The sequence below is a fragment of the Salidesulfovibrio brasiliensis JCM 12178 genome, from assembly GCF_001311825.1.
Classification (GTDB): Bacteria; Desulfobacterota; Desulfovibrionia; order Desulfovibrionales; family Desulfovibrionaceae; genus Pseudodesulfovibrio; species Pseudodesulfovibrio brasiliensis.
This window is the reverse complement of the sequence record NZ_BBCB01000003.1, coordinates 58574-76044: the sequence shown is the minus strand read 5'-3', so window position 1 is coordinate 76044 and position 17471 is coordinate 58574. Positions and strand designations below refer to the sequence as shown.

Genomic DNA, 17471 nt, shown 5'->3' with positions numbered 1-17471 from the left:
CGCCGGAACGCAATGGAAATACGCTCGAAAGACTCTGAACACGGCCCGGTAGTGGCCCTCGTGCTCGCGCTGATCGTCCTCGGTCTCGGCAGCGTGTTTCTCACGTGGCGCAGCATCGACCGCCAGAAGGAACTGGTGCGCGAACACATGATCCTCTCGGGCGGTTCCATCCTGCGCGGGGTGGAGGCGAACCTGATGCGCATCATGCGCGGCCTGCGCGGCAACCCCGACAGTGCAACGATCTTCCCGGCGGTTTCCGGAGAACTCTTCGGCGAACTCGCCACCTCGGACGACATCGCCTTTGTCGGCGTCTACGGCGCGGACGGCAACCCGCTCATCCACTCTTCGGAAGAAACGCCGCCCCGCCTGCAGTTTCCCATAGACTCAGGGCTCATCAACTCCGGCAACGCATGGCACGTACTCAGCGAACTCGGCGGCAAGGAGGTGCTTGTCTCCGGCCTGATGATGCAGCCCGGCCTCTCCTTCATGGCCGGAGGAAGACGCGCCCCCGGACGGGGCATGGGCATGCACGGCGGGAAAGGGATGCGCCACGGCAGGATGCACGGCGAGAACGATCCCGACGACGACCATCTGACAACGACCACGCGGCCCGAGGCCTATCTGGTGGTGGGCATCAACGCCACCAAGCACATGGCCCAGTTCCGCCAGTACCGCAGGGCGGCCATTCTGCAGACAGGCTACGTCTTTCTCGCGGCAGTGGTGCTCTGGTCGCTGGCCTTCGCCTACCTGCGCCGCCGCGATCAGGGCCGCAGGCTCGACCGGCTGGAACAGTTCCAGAACCGGCTGCTCGACCACATGCCGGACGGGCTGGTCACGCTGGACGCCGAAGGGACCATCCTTGCGGCCAACGGCTCGGCCAAGCTGCTGCTCGCCCCGCAGGACGGCGACCCCCTCGAACTGGTGGGACGAAACTGGAGCGAGTTCCCGGTGGACGACATGCAGGGCAACTACGACTGGCGGCAGTACGACCTTGAAGGCCGCCGCCTTGAAATTCTTTCCATCGCTTTCGCCGAGGGCGACGACACCGAAGAGCTCGGCCGCCGCCTCGTGCTCATCCGCGACCGCACGCGCATCAAGAGCCTTGAGGAGGACCTCGACGAAGCCCGCCGCCTCGCGGCCGTGGGACAGCTCGCCGCAGGCGTGGCCCACGAGGTCCGCAACCCGCTGAGCTCCCTGCGCGGCTTTGCCCAGTTCTTTGCCGAAAAACTCCGGGGACAGGCCCCACTGGACGCCTACGCCACCACCATGGTGCAGGAGGCCGACCGCCTGAACCGCGTGGTCACGGACCTGCTCTATCTGGCCCGCCCGCGCGAGCTCGCCCCGGAATCCGTGGACATCGCCGCCGCTGCCGACGCGCTGGTGAAGCTGATGCGCTTCGACCTCGAACACCGCAGCGTGGAGCCGGACATGGACATTCAGGCTCCCTTTGTCATGGCCGACCCGGACGGGCTGCGCCAGATGCTCCTGAACCTCATGGCCAACGCCCTCGACGCGCTGGACGGTCGCGAGGACGGACAGATCACCCTGCGCACCACCCCAGACAGGGGCGGCACCTGGGTCATCGTGGAGGATAATGGCGCGGGCATGGACGAGGAAACCCGTGAACAGGCCCTTGAACCGTTTTTTACCGGCAAACGCACCGGCACCGGCCTCGGGCTGGCCATCGTGCAGAATATCATGCGCGCCCACAAGGGACGCATCGACATAGACTCCGAACCGGGACGCGGCACCGCCGTGAAGCTTTTCTTCCCGGACCTTGAGGAATCAGCATGACCGAAATGCAGAAGACCGTACTCATCGTGGACGACGAGCCGGGCCACCGCCTGATGGTGCGCGCCGTGCTCGAAGACGCCGGATGGCATGTCACCGAGGCCGACCGGGGCGATGCCGCGCTTGAAGAGCTTGCCGCAATGGCGGGCGAGGACTGCAACCCCGCGGACTGCCCCCCGGACGTGGCCCTCGTGGACATGAAGATGCCCGGCATGGACGGGCTGGAGCTGCTGCGGGAGATCAACATCCGCCGCCCCGGCCTGCCCGTAATCCTGCTCACGGCCTTCGGCAGCGTCGGTTCTGCCGTTGAAGCCATGAAAAAGGGCGCGTTCGACTACCTGACCAAACCCGCGGACAACGAGGAACTCAAGGCCGTGCTGGACAAGGCCCACGAGTATCACCGGCTCATCCGCGAAAACACCCGCCTCAGGAAGCACGCCGACGGCATGGTCGATTTCATCGGCGCAAGCCCGGGCGTGGAGCGAGTGCGAGACCTCATCAATCAGGCCGGGCCGAGCGAGCCACCGTGCTTATCCTCGGCGAATCCGGCACCGGCAAGGAGCTTGTGGCCGAAGGCCTGCACCGGGCCAGCCTGCGCGCCAGCCGCCCGCTCATCAAGGTCAACTGCGCGGCCCTGCCCGACGAGCTGCTCGAATCCGAGCTGTTCGGCTACGTCAAAGGCGCGTTCACCGGCGCGGTCAAGGACAAGCCCGGCCGCTTCCAGCTCGCCGACGGCGGCACCCTCTTCCTCGACGAAATCGGCGAGATGCCCGCCGCCCTGCAGGCCAAGCTCCTGCGCGCCCTGCAGGAAAAGACCATCGAACCCCTCGGCGGCGTGCAGCCCGTGCAGACCGATGTCCGCATCATCGCGGCCACCAACCGCAACCTGCGCGCCGAAGTCGAGGCAGGCCGTTTCCGCGAGGACCTCTATTACCGGCTGGCCGTGCTCGAAATCAGCATCCCCCCCCTGCGCGACCGCAAGGAAGACCTGCCCCTGCTGGTCAGCTTCCTGCTCGGCAGGCTCGGCGAAAAGAACCGAAAGGCCGTGCGCACCGTCACGCCTCCCTTCCTCGAAGCCCTCTCCCGCTACGACTGGCCCGGCAACGTGCGCGAACTGGAGAACGTGCTGGAACGCGCGCTCATCCTCGCCCGCTCCGACGCTCTCGGCCCGGACCTGCTGCCGCCCATGATCACCGGCGCGGCCGCCCCTGCCCCGGACATGGAACAGCCGCAGCACCAGTCCCCGGCGTCACTCGAGGAGGCCGAAAAGCTCGCCATCATCCGCGCGCTGGAGGAAAACGGCGGCCACCGCGAGCGCACCGCCGACGCCCTCGGCGTAAGCAGGCGCACCCTGCAATACAAGCTCAAGAAATTCGGACTGACACGAAGGGGATAGATTATCCTTCCGGTCAATGAGCATTTGCTCTAAGGTGTAAGTAACAGGTCTGAACAACAGGATGGTGCAATGACCGAAGAGCTGCTCGACACCCACGTTGAGGACGTATCCCCGGAAATCCGGGAGAAGGCGAAAGCCTACCTGACCAAACGGTACAGGCATATCCACAAGCCCGACGCGCTGATGAAGAAACTCGCGCGCCTCGGGCTGGAGCACGTGGCCCGCGACATGGCCGCGCACCCGGAAAAATACGAACCCGTCGAACAAGCTACGGACGAGCCAGTCGACACCACGCACATCGACCCCCTCGACATCCTGCGCAAGGAGCAGCAGCTTCCCTCCCTGCCGCAGGTGTTCATGGAACTGCAGCAGGCCATCAACTCGCCCAGAACCAGCGCGAGCGACCTTGCCGACATCATCAGCCAGGACCCCGGCCTGACCGCCTTCCTGCTGCGCATGGTCAACTCCGCCTTCTACAGCCTGCCCATGCAGATCGACACCATCTCCCGCGCCGTCACCGTTGTCGGCGTCAAACAGCTTTCCACCATGGCCGTGGGTACCTCGGTCATGCAGCTCTTCAAGGATATCCCGCCCGAAATCGTGGACATGGAACGCTTCTGGATGCACTCCATCGCCTGCGGTCTCGTTGCCAGAGGCCTCTGCCGCGTCACCGGCAAAGGCGACCCCGAACGCGCCTTCGTGGCCGGCCTGCTGCACGACATCGGCCAGCTCATATTCTTCAAGACCCGCCCCGAACGCGCCGCCCAGCTCATCTCCGAGGCCCGCCGCCGGGACGACCTGCTCTTCAACGCCGAAGCGGAAATCATCGGCTTCGACCACGCCACCCTCGGCGGGATGCTCCTGCGCAAATGGAACTTCCCCTACGTGCTGGTGGCCGCCGTGCTGGAACACCACAACCCCAAAAAAAACCAGAAGGAAGCCGAACCCGGCCTCGTCCACTGCGCCGAAACCATCACCACCGGCCTCGGTATCGGCTCCAGCGGAGAATTCTACGTCCAGCCGCCCAACCCGGAGACATGGGCCTCCCTCGGCATCACGCCCGACCAGCTCGAAGACATGATCCTCGGTCTCGACGAGGAGCTCGAAGACTCCTTCAGCATCCTCATACCCGAGCCTCGTTGACATAATCGGGCAAAGGACTTACCTCACCTCCATATCGAAACCGGAGGGAAAACCCCATGCGCGAAAAAGTTGAAGCCGTGCTCGATCAGGTACGCCCGATGCTCAAGGCCGACGGCGGCGATGTCGAACTCGTGGAAATCACCGACAACGGCATCGTCAAGGTCCGTCTGCAAGGCGCCTGCAAAGGCTGCCCCATGTCTCAGGTGACGCTCAAGAACGCCATCGAACGCACCATCCTCAAGGCCATCCCCGAAGTCAAAGGCGTGGAAAAGGCCGACTAGATACAACCGCACACGACAGTGACCGCGACGCCGAGGATTCGTCCGAAGCGTCGCGTTCGCACGAAATGAAAGGAACCCCAATGACCATCGTTTCCCGCTTCGCCCCCAGCCCAACCGGCTTCCTGCACATCGGCGGCGCCCGCACCGCCCTCTTCTCCTGGCTGCTCGCCCGCCACTCCGGCGGAAAATTTCTGCTGCGCATCGAAGACACCGACCGCGAACGCAGCACCCAGGAAGCCATCGACGCCATCCTCGACGCCATGAAATGGCTCGGCCTCGACCATGACGGCGAAATCACCTACCAGAGCGAACGCGCCGAACGCCACAACGAGGTCATCGACCAGCTCGTCGAAGCAGGCCACGCCTACTACTGCGACTGTACCAAGGAGCAGGTGGACGCCATGCGCGAAAAAGCCCGCGCCGAAGGCCGCAAGCCGAAATACGACGGCTCCTGCCGCGAGAAAAACCTCGGCCCCGGTCCCGACCGCGTCGTACGCCTCAAAGCCCCCATCGACGGCGCCACCGCCTACGACGACATGGTCAAAGGCCCCATCGCCGTCAACAACGAGGAAATGGACGACATGATCCTGCGCCGCTCCGACGGCACGCCCACCTACAACCTCGCCGTGGTCGTCGATGACCACGACATGGGCGTCAACCACGTTTTGCGCGGCGACGACCACGTCAACAACACCCCGCGCCAGATCCTCATCTACAAAGCCATGAACTGGGACGTACCCGTCTTCGGCCACGTGCCCATGATCCTCGGCCCGGACAAGAAGAAACTCTCCAAGCGTCACGGCGCGCTCTCCGTCATGGAATACGAAAAGATGGGCTACCTCCCCGAAGCCGCCGTCAACTACCTCGCCCGGCTCGGCTGGTCCCACGGCGATCAGGAAATCTTCTCCACCGAAGAAATGGTCAAGCTCTTTGACACCAAAAACCTTGGCAACTCCCCGTCCGTCTTCGACCTCAAAAAGTTCGAATGGGTCAACGCCCACTGGATCAAGGAAGCCGACCCCGAACGCCTCGCAGACCTCATCCTCGACTTCCTCGCCCGCGAAGACGGCCCCGAAGCCGCCGAAAACGCCCCGCGCACCAAGCTGCTCGCGCTCATCCCGCACCTGCAGCCCCGCGCCAAATCCATCGTCGAGATGGTCCCCCAGTCGCGCCCCTTCCTCGTCACCGCCGACCAGCTCGAATACGACGAGAAAGCCGCCACCAAATTCATCAACGACGAGGCCCGCCCGCTGCTCGAAGAAATCCGCGCCAAAATCGAAGCCGACAGCGACTTCACCCACGACTCCCTCGAAGCCATCTGCAAAGGACTCGTGGAAGAAAAGGAACTCAAGTTCAAAAACCTCGCCCAGCCCCTGCGCGTGGCCGTCACCGGCTCGACCCAAAGCCCAAGCATCTATGACACCATGCTCGTGCTCGGAAAAGACGAAACACTCGCACGGCTCGAACGGGCAGTGAAGCTCTAAAAGAAAACGGCCCGCCCTGCACGGCGGGCTTTTTTTGCCTCCGGCGGGCAGGGCGCTGCCCTGCACCCGGCAAAGAGGATAATCCCCTCTGCACTCCCTGACTTGAAGGCGTTTGTGACACGCAAAAACTGCGCGTCAACGACTAGCCCTGCCGAAGGCAACCCAAAGGTTTTTGGAGATTCTTAAGAACTTTTGCAAAAGGTTCTTAAGCCCCCGGAGGGCCGCCGGAGGCACTCGCTCCCTGGCACCCTCGGATGCAGGGTAGCGGTTGGCTTTGACGGAACGAGGGGGTATAGGTTGGGCGGTTTTTGAAGGCGCACGCCTGCTAAGCGTGTAGCGGGCAATCTGGATTGCGAGGCATCATGACAAAAGTATATTTCATCGGGGCGGGGCCGGGTGATCCGGAGCTTGTGACGGTTAAGGGCAGGCGGCTCATTCAGGAGGCCGACCTTGTTTTGTATGCCGGTTCGCTTGTTCCCCGCGAGCTTGTGGGGTGTGCGAGGGAAGACGCTCGTGTTGAGGATTCCGCGCCGTTGTCGCTTGAAGAGACGCATGGGCTCATCATGGAGACCGTTCAGGGCGGCGGCACGGTGGCGCGGGTACATACCGGTGATCCCGGACTGTATGGAGCCGTTCGGGAGCAGGCGGAGCTGCTGGATGCCGAGGGCGTTTCGTGGGCCATTGTTCCCGGCGTGACGTCCGCCTCGGCGGGGATGGCTGCGGCGGGCCGCTCCTTTACAATTCCCGGCGGCACGCAGACGCTCATCATTTCCCGTCTGGAGGGACGCACGCCTGTGCCTGAGCGCGAGCACCTCAGCAGGCTTGCCCGTCACGGTTCGGCCATGGCCGTATACCTTTCCGCTGGCGATCCCGAGGGGGTGCAGGCAGCCATACAGGAAGGCGGGTGCCCGGACGAAACCCTTGCTGTCATCGCCTACCGCGTGGGCTGGCCCGAGGAGTCCATTGTCGAGACCCGGCTTGCCGACCTTGCCCGCACTGCGCGGGAGAACGGCTTCACCCGCCAGACCCTTTTCCTCATCCTTCCGGGACAGGACAGCCGGGAGGCCCGCTCACTCCTGTACGACGAAGACTTCCGCCACATGTTCCGCGACGCCAAGGCCACGTAAACGCAAAAGCCCTCCCCGCACAGTGCAGGGAGGGCTTTTTTCTGATGGTTTCAGTCCGATCTACTTCTTGGTCATCTCCTTGCCGCAGCAGCTCAGGGGCACGGTGCAGGCTCCCTCGCCGCCCGGCTCGCAGGAACAGGACTTCTCGACCTTCAGGGTCAGGCCGCAGGATTCACAGTAATACACGTCGCCGGGTTTCATCTCGTGACAATTCGCCATTTCGATTCTCCTCAGTATGGGGTTTCTCGGCGCGAGCGACACTGCTCACACAGTACCAGTATTTCCCATATACACCCCACGAAGTCCAGCGATTGCCGCTTTTTTCGGCTCGCATCCGGGGCTTGTGCGGCAGTCAAGGCTGTTAACGGCGTGGATATTTTACGCAATCATGCGTATACATGAAAACGGCCCCGGCGAATGCCGAAGCCTGCGTCAAAGACAGCAACATCAGGGAGTGTGACCATGGAGACCTTGCAGATTCCCACCCGCGAACGGGAAGAGATGATCGACATCACAACGGAAGTCCAGAAGCTCATCCGGCAGAACGGCTGGGGCGACGGCGGCGTGCTGCTCTACTGCCCGCACACCACGGGTGCCATCACCATCAACGAAGGCGCCGATCCCGATGTCAAGCGCGACATCGTGGTGAACATGCGCAGACTGGTGCCGCATCAGGGCGACTACAGGCATGCCGAGGGCAACTCAGACGCGCACCTCAAGGTCAGCATGTTCGGCCCGTCCCAGATGATCATCGTGGAGAGCGGCGACCTGAAGCTCGGCACATGGCAACGTGTCTTCTTCTGTGAATTCGACGGGCCGCGCACCCGCAAGCTGTGGGTGAAGTGGTTGTCGGCGTAGCCTTCGCCAACGGCAGCCCGCGCTTCGATAGAAGGGGCCACCTGTTCACGCCATCACTTGATGCGGGGGTAAAGACACGCATTATACTCTGCCCCCACAATACCATTTACGCCTTCTCAAGACACGGAATCTGGGCTATTGGAAGGCCATTATTCTGACAACGATGGTGCTCCATGCGTATTTTGTCCACAATCCTTCTTTTCATCTTCATGTTTTCCGTACCCGCCGCGGCACTGGACACGGTCATCACCTACGCCCCCAACCCCACCGACAAACGGCACGATTACCCCTTGGCGTTGCTTGAACTGGCTTTCGAAAAAACCGTTTCGGATTTCGGCCCCTTCAATCTGCTGAAGACTTACGAAGGGTCGACGCGCAACCGAACACTTGCCGAACTGATTGAAGGCAAACGCCTGAACGTCGCCGTGGCCGCCACAAGGCCGAAGTGGGAAAGAGCAGCCATCCCGATTCGCGTTCCCATCCTCAAGGACCTTCTGGACTATCGCCTGCTGCTCGTCACGAGGGGAAACGCCCGGAAGTTCTCACGCATTCAAAGCTATTCGGACCTGAAGGCTGTCCGCTTTGGAGCCCGAATACAGTGGACAACCACCCGAATTCTCAAAGAACATGGCTTTCAGATTGTCACCGCACCGAATTTTGAAGGTCTTTTCGGCATGCTGTCCTACGGACGGTTCGATGCCTTGATCCGTGGGCTTTTTGAAATCTATGATGAACACGAGACCCACTCCAACCAGTATCCAAACCTGATGATCGAGCCCACGCTGGCGCTGCATCTGCCCATGCCCAGCTACTTTTTCGTCTCGCCGGAAGCGCCCCGGCTGGCCCGAAGAATCGAAGCGGGCTTGCGCCGGGCACAAAAAGATGGGAGCTTTGACAAGCTGTTCAATGAGCACTTCAGCGAAAACAAGATGAAGGCCGGGCTTGAAGGCAGACGAATCATCCATATTCCGAACCCGTTCCTTGTCCCGCAGTCAACAGCCGAACAGTAATCCGCCCTCGCAAGCAGGGAGGCCGCCAACATAACCGATTTACCACGGAGCACCCATGGCACATACCGATACCGACCGCATAAGCATCCTCAAACGACTGGCCGTTACGCTGGTCTGTCTGCTCGTCTTCGAGATCGTCCGCCTCATCGTTCAGGTCTCCACGCTCTTCCAGTACGCGTGGCTGCTGTTGACCAAGAACTACAGCGGCCCGCTCAGACGCTTCAACAATCGCCTCTCGCTCTACGCCTACCGCTGCTGCGCTACGCCACGCTGAATGAAAACGAGCGGCCCTTCCCGTTTGACGAATTTCCCGCCGAGGGCGAGCCCGCACCCGAACCGGAGTTCGAGAAGCAGTGAAGAACAACTATCGTTTTTTCAGGAACAGCGAATGTGAATACTTCCCGTGCCACAAGGTGCGCGACCCGGAGAAATTCAACTGTCTGTTCTGCTTTTGTCCGCTCTATTTCATGGAGGACTGCGGCGGGCGGTTTGCGATGACCGAGGCGGGAGTCAAGGACTGCACGGGCTGCACCATCCCGCATATGCCCGAGGGATATGACTACATCCTGAAAAAACTGCGCGAACGCATCCGGGGCTAGCCCCGGGGGGCGTTCATGAGGTAGCGGTGAATGTCCGCTGAAAGGCGTTCCCGCTCCGAGGCGCACACCTTGACTGCATTTTCTCCCAGCATCTCAAGGTCCTGAAACCGAGCCAACCCGACATAACAGTTCTTGACCCGCTCCAGCTCACCACTCTGTTTGGTATGCGCGAACTGGTAGATGAGAATCTTCAGGGCGCTCTTGATCCTGTCCTTGGGGTACGGCAGCAGACGCTCATCCATGGGATGGTCCGCGTCCCCTTCCACAAGAGGCAGCACCTCGATGGCCACCTTGCGCGAGGCCTGAACGGAAGCCGGGGATATCCGCAGGATCTTGCGCTTCTTCGGCCGCCACGCGAATTTAATGACCAGAGCAAGGCCCATGAGGGCAAAAAGCGGTATCCAGAGGTCGTTATCAAGCATGACGGGTTTCCTCAGCGCGGCGACTGCAGGTAGGGTTTCAGGTTGATGCGGTATTGGGACGGGTCAGCGCACTCCACGATGGAGACCGTGGGGGTCTCGGTGGCCGCAAGGTCGACGAGCTGGGCCGGGATGGGCCTCAGGTCCTCGTCGAGGATGACCTTGATCTTCGGCAGAAGCGGCCGCTGCGGGTTGCTTTCAAGCACCACGCCCAGATTGCCGGAGTCCAGCCGCACAAGGCTTCCCGAGGGGAAAATCCCAAGACATTTGATGAACATCTGCACCTCGCTGGAGCAGAAGTCCTGATCGCGCATGCCGTACATGATGGCCAGCGCCTTGTTGGGCAGGATGGCGTTCTTGTAGGAGCGGTCGCTGGTCAGCGCGTCGTAGACATCGGCGAGCGAGAGCAGTCGCCCGAACACGCCGGTGTCGTCCTTGCGCAGCCCGCTCGGATAGCCGGAGCCGTTGAACTTCTCGTGATGCTCCTCCACGGCCTGAATGATGCGCTGCGGGATGTTGCCTGATTTTTCCAGTATTTTTCGACCGTAGGTGGGATGCTTCTTGACTTCCTCGAACTCCCGGGGGGTCAGCCTGCCTTTCTTGTTGATGATCCGGTCCGGCACGGCGGTCTTGCCGAGATCGTGCAGCATCCCAGCCATGCCGAGCATGAGCAGTTCATCCTTGGGCAGTTCAAGATACTCGCCGAAGACGACGGCGATGGCGGCCACGTTAATGCTGTGCGCGTAGGTGTACGAATCGTAGCGAGAGAGCTTGGAGAGGCAGATGAGCGCGTCGGGGTTGCGGGCCGCGGTTTCGATGATGCCTTCCACGGCGTGGCCGGTGGCTTCCACGTCCACCTGCCGACCCATCTTGACGTCGGAGACCATCCGCCTGGTCAGATGCAACGCCTCGTCGTAGGCCTTGCGGGCGTTGCGAAATTCCTCGTGAAACGGCGCGTTGTTCTTGGCCGGGGCCTTGCTGGTGCGGTCGAGAATGAGCCGCTCCAGCCGCTCCTCCTCGGATTCCGTCGATCCCGGGATCTCGTACCGCACGAAGACGTCCAGATACCCTTCCTGCCGGATGCGGTGTATCTGCATCTCCGACTCGATGACGCCGGGCTTGGTGTACAGATAGGGCAGATGGGTCCACATGTCCGAGGACATGCGCACCACTTCCATTCCGGGCTTGAGATCCTGAACGGAAATCTTCCTGATCATTGCCCCTCTCCTTCACCGTCAACGGGCCAACTTGGCGATTCTCTCCACGTAGGCGGTGATAAGCTGTTGCTCTTCCTCGTTTATATCCGTGAACATGCAGCCGAGCAGTATCACGCCGTGGCTGGTTTCTATATTGCGTATCACGATCGGCAGCTTGAGATTGCCGAGATTGCCCAGCGCAAGACTGACGACCATGTCGTCATCCACCTGAGCCCGCGTGAGCGCGTCGCGGCTCTTCACTGCCACGGACAGTCGGCAGCCGGTCTCGCTGGCGTTGACAACAAGGCAGTCGTAGTCGGCTTCCGAGGTATGCAGGGTGCCGTCGATGTTGCAGTTCGTGCGTGAGGACTTTCTGAGGTCGAGCTTCTCAATGGTGTCGGGGTAGTCGAAAAAGAGAAGAGGTGCCGGACGGGTGATGTGATTGAGGACAACGGACTCGAAACCGTACACAGTTCCTTCATGGACGTATTTGATAACCACTGAACCTTTGTAGCTCAAGGATTGCCGCACCGATGAGGGAAGGCGCACATTGGAAGCAATGTACTCATACGGGTCGAACCCGACAATGCGGCCCCGGTAGCCCTGCGGCACGCCCGGGAACTTGACCACGATGTCAGCCCCCAGCGCCACCTCAAGGTTGACACCCGGCATTTTGGTTATCTGGCCGTTGCCCGAGGATGCTTCCTCGGCAACGCTGGTCTCCACCTGTGTTTGCATGCGGCTTTCCTGTATTTATTCTCTTTTCACCAGATAATAATCATAGCCATTATGTCGCCTGATGCGCAAGAGCCTGATACAGGGAAATAAACCCAAAATAAGACATCTTTTTGGGGAAAACCCCCAACCGTCTGAAAGTGCAATTCTTTCCTCCCGTGCACGCATAATCCATTGCCGCCGACAAGCGAAGCCCGTACTCTGCCCTTCATGGACGAATACGCCGTTTCCGCCAACTGGTACGACTTCATAGTGGGCAGGCCGCTCGCATCGGTCTTCCGCCGCATGTCCGGACTTCTGGCCGGGCAGGGAGCGGTTCTCGACATTTGCAGCGGCACAGGCCTGCTGGCCGAGGTGTTTGCCGGAGCCGGCATCCCAGCCACCGGCGTTGACCTCTCCCCGGCCATGCTTGCCGTGTCCCGCAAGAAACGGCCGCACATCCCCGTAGCTCTGGCCGATGCCACGGCCCTGCCGTTCCTCGACGCGTCCTTTCCAGCCGCCACGCTGACCTTTGCCCTGCACGAAAAACCGGAACCGGTCAGGCAGGCGATCTTCCGCGAGGCCATCCGCGTGGTCGGACCGCACGGTCTGGTGGTCTTGGCCGACTACCGTCACCCGCACGGCGCGTCACGACTCGGCGCATGGGGCGTGCACTGTGTGGAGCGGCTGGCGGGCGGCGAGCATTTCGCCAACTACCGGAACTGGATGCGCACGGGCGCTGCCGAAGGCTTCCTCGACCGCATGAACGCTCGCTGGAAGCTGCGCCGCACAGCCCTCTCGGGAACGACCGGGCTGTACTTCGTTAGCCAGTCATAGCGCCTCTGCCCTGCACCTCGGGCGCAACCGTGGCGCATCGGATGCAAATCGGCTATAGCTTTCTCATGAAGCTGGCAGTCTACGTGGTCACGCGGCAGGGCCTGAGCCCGGCGCGCAGGATTCGCGAAACATTCGACGCGGACGTCTTCGTGCCCGAACGCATGGCCGGGGGCGAGGCCGCCACGCCATACACCTCCCTGCGCCAATGCCTTGCGGACACCTACAATCGGTACGAGGGACACATCTTCATTGCGGCCACGGGCATCGCAGTGCGCGTCATCGCCCCGCACATCATCAGCAAGGACACCGACCCGGCAGTGGTCTGCATGGACCACCACGCCCGTCACGTCATCAGCCTGCTCTCGGGACACCTCGGCGGCGGCAACGCCCTGACGCTCAGAGTAGCCGAAGCGGTCAAGGGCCACCCGGTCATCACCACCGCCACGGACATGGAGGGGCTTCCCTCCGCAGACATGATGGCCGCCCGCTCCGGGCTGGTCATCGGCAACCTCGACGCGGTCAAACGCATCAACGCAGCCTGGCTTGAAGGCATGGAAGTGCAGATATACGACCCCGAAGAGCACCTGCGAGGCATCGACGGACGCTTCATGCGCGAAGTGCGCCGCGAAGAATGGACAGAAGGCGATCCCGGCATCTGGGTCTCATGGCGCGAGGACTGTCGCGACGAAACCGCGCTGCGTCTGCACCCGAGGCTGCTCGTCATGGGCATCGGCTGCCGCCGGGGGGCGGAGCGCGACGAAATCCTCACCCTGATTCACGAGACCCTCCGCGACGCCCGCCTCAGCCTGAAGAGCGTCACCGGCATCGCCTCGGTGGAGGCCAAACGTCACGAAGCCGGTCTTCTCGAAGCGGCCCGCGAACTCGGCCTCGATATCGAGTTCTACCCCAGCGAGACGCTGGCCGAAGTGGACGCCCCTTCGCCTTCGGAGTTCGTGCTTGACGTCATCGGCACGCCGTCAGTATGCGAGGCCGCCGCCATCCTCGGCTCGGGCGGCGGAGCACTGGTCATCCCCAAAAAGAAATCGAAAAAGGCCACGCTTGCCGTGGCGCGGAGCAGCGAATGCTTGTTGTCGTAAGTCTCGGTCCCGGCGACGCGGCCCTCATGGCCCCGGCCGCCAGCCGTGCGCTCAAGGACGCCGACACCGTTGTCGGATACAAAGGATACATAAACCTCGTCGACCCGGCCATGCTGTCGGGCAAGGAAGTTTTCTCAACCGGCATGATGGGCGAAGTGGAGCGCGTGCGCGCCGCCGTGAAGCAGGCCGCAAAGGGCCGACGCGTGGCGCTGGTCTGCTCCGGGGACGCGGGCATCTACGCCATGGCCGGGCTTGCGCTGGAAATCCTCGAAGTCGAGGGACTGCTGGACAGCGTGCCCTTCGAGGTCATTCCCGGTATTGCGGCGTTCAACGCCTCGGCAGCGCTTCTGGGCGCACCCCTGATGCACGACTTCGCCTCCGTAAGCCTTTCGGATCTTCTGACCCCTTGGGAGACCATAGAACGCCGCCTCGACGCCGCAGCAGCAGCGGACTTTGTCATGGCCATTTATAATCCGCGTTCAAAAAAGCGCAGGTCGCAGCTCCCCAGAGCGCTCGAAATCATCTCCCGGCACCGGGAACCGCACACGCCTGTGGGCATCGTGGGCCGCGCCTTTCGTCCGGGGCAGCAGGTCAGGACAGTCCGCCTCGACTCGGTGAACCCCGAGGACGTGGACATGCAAACGACCCTCATCATTGGCAATAGCAGCACTCGCCTCTGCGGCGGATACATGCTCACGCCAAGAGGGTACGGGGACAAATACCAACTGTAGGGGAAGTGGTGAAATATGTCACAATCCACTTGCAGAAGTCCCCACATTTCTAGTAGAAAGGCGGCCTCTCTCTTGGTCAAGTCGGCTTGACACAGCGGGACTGGTCATTTATTCCGCAATAGTAGAGAGTGTGACGTTATACCTTTTCGCAACAGGAGGACTGAGGAGTAATGAAAAAATCTCTCATGATCAGCCTTGTAGTCGCCGCTCTGGTGTGTGCTTTCGCACTGCCCAACCTGAGCGCCGCCCCCAAGGCTCCGGCTGACATCGAACTGAAGGCTCCCTTCAAAATGAGACAGGCCCCCGTTCAATTCCCGCACGCCGCTCACGAAAAGCTCGTGCCCGAATGTACTACTTGCCACCACGAGTGGGACGGCAAGTCTGAAGTTCAGTCTTGCGCTGCCGAAGGCTGCCACGTAGCCAAGCGCGCCAAGAAGGGCGAAACGCCTTCCTTCAAGAAGGCCTACCACGATCTCTGCATCAAGTGCCACAGGGCAGAGAAGAAGGGCCCCATGGGTTGTAAGGACTGCCACCCCAAGGGCTAAAGCCGCACTAGGTTGACAGGGGGGCTGCGGCAAGCGGCCCCCCTCTTTTTCCAAAACCGTCTCTCCGGAGGTTCCGAGCATGGCCCCGTCTGATTCGTCCGATGACATTCTCGAGCTGACCGACATTGTGGAAGGCGACGGCAACTCCTCCGGTGACAACTCGCCGGAAGCCACGGACGCCGACTTCGAGCAGGAACTCGAGGATCTTTTTGCCGAAGAGCTCGGTGAAGAAGCACCCACAGGCGAGGCGGAACCCATCATGCTCGACGATGAGGCCGAGGCAGGCGACGACTCCCCTGCCACGGAAAAGCCGGACGCAAAGACTCCCGACGACGCCGACGACGATGTGCTCGTTCTGGACGACGTGCTCGAGGACGACTCCGAGCCACTGGTTCTAGACGACATCGCCAGCGACGGTGAAGACGACGATGTCCTTGAACTCGGCGAAGAGATGACCGTCTCCGACGACGAGGAGCCCCTCGAACTCGGCGCGGATTTTGAAGTCCCGGACGATGCCGCCCAGCCCGAAGCTGAAGCCGCTCCCGAACCTTCTCCCGAAAGCGCGGAAGACACCGCCGGACCGGAAGCCGACGAGGAACCCCTCGACCTTGGTGCCGAATTGGCAGCACCGGGCTCCGACGACGATCTGGACCTCGACGGGCTTGAAGACGCCCTCTCCGATGATGACCAGCCGCAGGAAGAGGAAGACGACATCGACGCCCTGCTGGCCGGGGTGGACGAAATCAGCGAAGAGACGTCCCAGCCCGCCGCTGCAGCGGAGGCGGACTCCGGCGACGACCTTGACGCCATAGAGCTGGACGACCTGCTTGAAGAAGGCGGCGAAGGGGAAACGGCGGCGGAAGAGCCGCAGCCCGAAGAAGCCGCGCAGCCCGAAGAAACTGTGCAGCCCGAAGAAACTGTACAGGAAGAAAAGCCTCAGGAAATTTCCCAAGAAGCGGAACCGGCTGAAGAGGCCGAGCCCGCGCCCGAAGCGGAACCGGCAGCCCCGCCCGAGACCGCAACGGAGCCAGAAGCTCCGGCGGAAACCCCGGACGAGCCGGAAGTCGCCCAACCTGCACCCGAGGCGGACACCGAAGCCGACGACATCGACTCACTGCTGGCCGATGTCGAAGACGAAGATTCCCCGGCAGCGCAGGAAGACGCCCAAGACGACGAAGGCCCCGAGGAAGCGGCCCTTGACGCTATCATCGAAGAAGACATCGACATAGCCGAGCCGGACATCGACGCCCTGACCGACGAGGAACTCGCAAGCCTCGGCGGTGGAACGGGTGAAGAGCCCGACGACGACACCGGCGATGACGAGGCCATGGAAAGCCTGCTTGACGAAAGCGATATAGACGTCTCGGATATCGACGTCTCCGACATGGCCGAGGACGACACCTTCGACCTCGGCGGCGATCTGACCACCGACGCCGTTGTGAGCGAGGCGCTCATGATGCGCATTGACGCGCTGGAAAGCCGCCTCGGCCAAATGGAAGGCGGCGCAGGCAGCGCCTCGGTGGACAACCGCGTGGGCCGCATCGAAGAGATGCTCATGAAGGCCGGAGCCGCGCATGAACTGGAGCTCGTCTCCCGCGTGGACGTTTTGGAAAACCGCGTGGAAAGCTTCAAGGGCTTCATCCGTGAGGAAGTCAAAAAGGCCGTTCGCGACCTCGTGGCCGACGAGGCCCGCAAGGCAGTGACCGAAGCCGCAGCCGATTTCGAGCCCGAAACGCCCGACACCGACCCCGTGGCCGAGATGGTCCGGGAGGAGGTTGCCAAGGCTGTTCCAGCCGAGGCCGCGCGGATCATCCGCGAAGAGATCGCCGCGCTCATGAACGAAATGGGCGACTAGGGCGCCCTGCACATACGTGTTTCCCACAGGCCCGCCCATGCGGGCCTGTATTCGTTTCCGGCCCCACTTCCGACTCGACGAGCCGGGGCCGACCATGATACAGACGCCCAAAAACGAAAGGTGCCGCCAGGTTTCTTTCGTTTCCCCCGCCCGGCTGACTTTGACACGGGGTCAAGGCCGTTTCCCACCGGGCGGGTTTTACAATTCATGGAGATAGCATATGGATAGGATCGACAAGCAGGCCCTGCAGGTCGCCAAGGAAGTCGTCATCAAATTCATCGAAGTGGGCCGCATTTCTCCCGCCAACTTCGGCGAGCACTTCAAGACCATCTACGACGACGTGGTCAACACCATTGCCGAAAGCCGCCAGACAGGCGACGACGAGTAG

19 protein-coding genes and 1 pseudogene are annotated in these 17471 nt (G+C 61.9%); 16 read left to right on the top strand and 4 right to left on the bottom strand.

What is annotated here, in order from left to right:
- The first annotated feature begins 12 nt into the window (after nucleotides 1-12).
- The 6 genes and pseudogenes from JCM12178_RS02435 (at nucleotide 13) to cobM (ending at nucleotide 7222) form a co-directional block, all read left to right on the top strand.
- Entirely contained in the window at nucleotides 13-1794 is a 1782-nt protein-coding gene (locus tag JCM12178_RS02435; protein WP_054648448.1) for a two-component system sensor histidine kinase NtrB, read from the top strand.
- Nucleotides 1791-3187: pseudogene (locus tag JCM12178_RS02430) on the top strand (sigma-54-dependent transcriptional regulator). Before JCM12178_RS02435 ends, JCM12178_RS02430 begins: the two are co-directional and overlap by 4 nt.
- 69 nt (nucleotides 3188-3256) lie before the next feature.
- The gene (locus JCM12178_RS02425; protein ID WP_054648446.1) at nucleotides 3257-4330 is read left to right on the top strand and encodes an HDOD domain-containing protein; all 1074 of its coding nucleotides are present in this window, start codon (nucleotides 3257-3259) and stop codon (nucleotides 4328-4330) included.
- Between the two features lie 56 nt (nucleotides 4331-4386).
- Nucleotides 4387-4611: a NifU family protein gene (locus tag JCM12178_RS02420; RefSeq protein ID WP_054648444.1), complete on the top strand. Its 225-nt coding sequence runs from the start codon at nucleotides 4387-4389 to the stop codon at nucleotides 4609-4611.
- A gap of 80 nt (nucleotides 4612-4691) precedes the next feature.
- Nucleotides 4692-6095 carry a glutamate--tRNA ligase gene (gene gltX, locus JCM12178_RS02415; protein WP_054648442.1) on the top strand — a complete coding sequence of 468 codons (1404 nt, stop codon included), beginning with the start codon at nucleotides 4692-4694 and terminating at the stop codon, nucleotides 6093-6095.
- A 362-nt stretch (nucleotides 6096-6457) separates the two neighbouring features.
- Nucleotides 6458-7222: a precorrin-4 C(11)-methyltransferase gene (gene cobM, locus JCM12178_RS02410; protein ID WP_054648440.1), complete on the top strand. Its 765-nt coding sequence runs from the start codon at nucleotides 6458-6460 to the stop codon at nucleotides 7220-7222.
- Nucleotides 7223-7282: 60 nt separating this feature from the next.
- Here cobM and JCM12178_RS18570 read toward each other — a convergent pair whose 3' ends face one another.
- Nucleotides 7283-7441, bottom strand: a complete 159-nt coding sequence (locus JCM12178_RS18570; RefSeq protein ID WP_172677057.1) for a hypothetical protein — start codon at nucleotides 7439-7441, stop codon at nucleotides 7283-7285.
- 243 nt (nucleotides 7442-7684) lie between these two features.
- Here JCM12178_RS18570 and JCM12178_RS02405 point away from each other — a divergent pair, with 243 nt between their 5' ends.
- The 4 genes from JCM12178_RS02405 (at nucleotide 7685) to JCM12178_RS02390 (ending at nucleotide 9689) form a co-directional block, all read left to right on the top strand.
- The gene (locus JCM12178_RS02405; protein ID WP_054648438.1) at nucleotides 7685-8080 is read left to right on the top strand and encodes a secondary thiamine-phosphate synthase enzyme YjbQ; all 396 of its coding nucleotides are present in this window, start codon (nucleotides 7685-7687) and stop codon (nucleotides 8078-8080) included.
- Nucleotides 8081-8253: 173 nt separating this feature from the next.
- Nucleotides 8254-9090: a substrate-binding periplasmic protein gene (locus tag JCM12178_RS02400; RefSeq protein ID WP_054648436.1), complete on the top strand. Its 837-nt coding sequence runs from the start codon at nucleotides 8254-8256 to the stop codon at nucleotides 9088-9090.
- 55 nt (nucleotides 9091-9145) lie between these two features.
- Nucleotides 9146-9364 carry a DUF4389 domain-containing protein gene (locus tag JCM12178_RS02395; RefSeq protein WP_245628570.1) on the top strand — a complete coding sequence of 73 codons (219 nt, stop codon included), beginning with the start codon at nucleotides 9146-9148 and terminating at the stop codon, nucleotides 9362-9364.
- A 79-nt stretch (nucleotides 9365-9443) separates the two neighbouring features.
- Entirely contained in the window at nucleotides 9444-9689 is a 246-nt protein-coding gene (locus tag JCM12178_RS02390; protein WP_054648434.1) for a cysteine-rich small domain-containing protein, read from the top strand.
- Here JCM12178_RS02390 and JCM12178_RS02385 read toward each other — a convergent pair.
- Genes JCM12178_RS02385 through JCM12178_RS02375 form a run of 3 tightly spaced genes read right to left on the bottom strand, consistent with a single transcriptional unit; the run spans nucleotide 9686 to nucleotide 12042 of the window.
- Nucleotides 9686-10111, bottom strand: coding sequence for a hypothetical protein (locus JCM12178_RS02385; RefSeq protein WP_054648432.1), 426 nt, complete (start codon nucleotides 10109-10111; stop codon nucleotides 9686-9688). The genes JCM12178_RS02390 and JCM12178_RS02385 overlap by 4 nt on opposite strands.
- A gap of 11 nt (nucleotides 10112-10122) precedes the next feature.
- On the bottom strand, nucleotides 10123-11325 hold the full coding sequence (locus JCM12178_RS02380; RefSeq protein ID WP_054648430.1) for an HD-GYP domain-containing protein: 1203 nt from the start codon (nucleotides 11323-11325) through the stop codon (nucleotides 10123-10125).
- Between the two features lie 18 nt (nucleotides 11326-11343).
- A complete protein-coding gene (locus tag JCM12178_RS02375; protein WP_054648428.1) occupies nucleotides 11344-12042 on the bottom strand; it encodes a flagellar brake protein in 699 nt (232 codons plus the stop codon).
- 171 nt (nucleotides 12043-12213) lie between these two features.
- Here JCM12178_RS02375 and JCM12178_RS02370 point away from each other — a divergent pair, with 171 nt between their 5' ends.
- The 6 genes from JCM12178_RS02370 to JCM12178_RS18565 all read left to right on the top strand — a co-directional run bounded on the left by JCM12178_RS02370 (nucleotide 12214) and on the right by JCM12178_RS18565 (nucleotide 17471).
- Nucleotides 12214-12855: a class I SAM-dependent methyltransferase gene (locus JCM12178_RS02370; RefSeq protein WP_157054673.1), complete on the top strand. Its 642-nt coding sequence runs from the start codon at nucleotides 12214-12216 to the stop codon at nucleotides 12853-12855.
- A 41-nt stretch (nucleotides 12856-12896) separates the two neighbouring features.
- Nucleotides 12897-13952: a cobalt-precorrin 5A hydrolase gene (locus tag JCM12178_RS02365; protein WP_054648424.1), complete on the top strand. Its 1056-nt coding sequence runs from the start codon at nucleotides 12897-12899 to the stop codon at nucleotides 13950-13952.
- Nucleotides 13937-14683 (top strand): precorrin-3B C(17)-methyltransferase, encoded by a 747-nt coding sequence (gene cobJ, locus JCM12178_RS02360; protein ID WP_054648422.1) that lies wholly within the window; start codon nucleotides 13937-13939, stop codon nucleotides 14681-14683. Before JCM12178_RS02365 ends, cobJ begins: the two co-directional genes overlap by 16 nt.
- 170 nt (nucleotides 14684-14853) lie before the next feature.
- On the top strand, nucleotides 14854-15228 hold the full coding sequence (locus tag JCM12178_RS02355) for a cytochrome c3 family protein (protein ID WP_054648420.1): 375 nt from the start codon (nucleotides 14854-14856) through the stop codon (nucleotides 15226-15228).
- Nucleotides 15229-15307: 79 nt separating this feature from the next.
- Entirely contained in the window at nucleotides 15308-17083 is a 1776-nt protein-coding gene (locus JCM12178_RS02350) for a midas domain-containing protein (RefSeq protein ID WP_054648418.1), read from the top strand.
- A gap of 220 nt (nucleotides 17084-17303) precedes the next feature.
- Nucleotides 17304-17471: a hypothetical protein gene (locus JCM12178_RS18565; RefSeq protein ID WP_172677056.1), complete on the top strand. Its 168-nt coding sequence runs from the start codon at nucleotides 17304-17306 to the stop codon at nucleotides 17469-17471.